Origin of the sequence: Actinomadura sp. RB99 (assembly GCF_014706005.1) — a bacterium.
Classification (GTDB): domain Bacteria; phylum Actinomycetota; class Actinomycetes; order Streptosporangiales; family Streptosporangiaceae; genus Spirillospora.
Genome location: NZ_JABMCA010000185.1, coordinates 1 through 953, shown reverse-complemented (window position 1 = coordinate 953; position 953 = coordinate 1). Strand labels below are relative to the sequence as shown.

At 56.8% G+C, this 953-nt stretch carries 1 rRNA gene; it reads right to left on the bottom strand.

Annotated elements, in window-relative coordinates:
* Nucleotides 1–953: ribosomal RNA gene (locus tag amrb99_RS49475) — 23S ribosomal RNA — on the bottom strand; the annotation flags it as partial.

Here is a 953-nt window from a genome sequence, read left to right as displayed (position 1 = left end):
AAAACGACCAGAGTGGTATTTCACCAATGACTCCACCCACACTGGCGTGCGGGCTTCACAGTCTCCCACCTATCCTACACAAACCGTTCCAAACGCCAATGCCAAGCTGTAGTGAAGGTCCCGGGGTCTTTCCGTCCTGCTGCGCGAAACGAGCATCTTTACTCGTACTGCAATTTCACCGGGCCTGTGGTTGAGACAGCGGGGAAGTCGTTACGCCATTCGTGCAGGTCGGAACTTACCCGACAAGGAATTTCGCTACCTTAGGATGGTTATAGTTACCACCGCCGTTTACCGGCGCTTAGATTCTCAGCTTCGAAGTCGAAACCTCTAACCGGTCCTCTTAACGTTCCGGCACCGGGCAGGCGTCAGTCCGTATACAGCGTCTTACGACTTCGCACGGACCTGTGTTTTTAGTAAACAGTCGCTTCCCCCTGGCCTCTGCGACCACACCCAGCTCAGGCAGCAAGTGCCATCACCAGACGTGGTCCCCCTTCTCCCAAAGTTACGGGGGCAATTTGCCGAGTTCCTTAACCACAGTTCACCCGATCGCCTTGGTATTCTCTACCTGACCACCTGAGTCGGTTTAGGGTACGGGCCGCCGGTACACTCGCTAGAGGCTTTTCTCGGCAGCATGGGATCACTCACTTCACCTAAAACGGCTCGGCATCACATCTCACCCTCAATGCGCCACGGATTTACCTATGGCACGGGCTACATGCTTACCCCAGGACAACCATCGCCTGGGCTGAGCTACCCTCCTGCGTCACCCCATCACTCACCTACTACCCCCTCGGGCCCCACGCTCCCCACGGAAACAAGCCCGAAGGCTCGCAACCAGGTTCGGGTGGTTAGCATCAGAGGATTCAGCGTTGGCGCATACCAGCGGGTACGGGAATATCAACCCGTTGTCCATCGACTACGCCTGTCGGCCTCGCCTTAGGTCCCGACTTACC